Below are 293 nucleotides of genomic sequence, written 5' to 3' on the forward strand. Positions count from 1 at the left end.
GGAAACAGCAACAACCGTTGGCACGATCGCCACAGGGGAACACCCTTGGGCCCATGAACTCGTACGACGTCCTGATCGTCGGTGGGGGAGCCGCCGGACTGTCCGCTGCCCTCGTCCTCGCCCGCGCCCTGCGATCGGTCCTGGTCGTCGACGCCGGCCATCCGCGCAACGCGCGAGCCGCCCACATGCAGGGCTACCTCGGCCACGACGGACTCCCGCCGTCCGAACTCCTCGCCGCCGGCCGCCAGGAGGCGTCCGGGTACGGGCTCAGCTTCTCACCGCGTCAGTCACGT

The 293-nt window shown here is 70.3% G+C and carries 1 protein-coding gene; it reads left to right on the forward strand.

Going from position 1 to position 293, the window contains the following annotated elements; all coding sequences use genetic code 11:
- Positions 1–53: 53 nt before the first annotated feature.
- Positions 54–293 (forward strand): FAD-dependent oxidoreductase (locus BN358_RS23940; RefSeq protein ID WP_157593486.1); only part of this gene is annotated, 240 nt, incomplete at its 3' end.

Origin of the sequence: Sedimentibacter sp. B4 (assembly GCF_000309315.1) — a bacterium.
GTDB lineage: Bacteria > Bacillota > Clostridia > Tissierellales > Sedimentibacteraceae > Sedimentibacter > Sedimentibacter saalensis.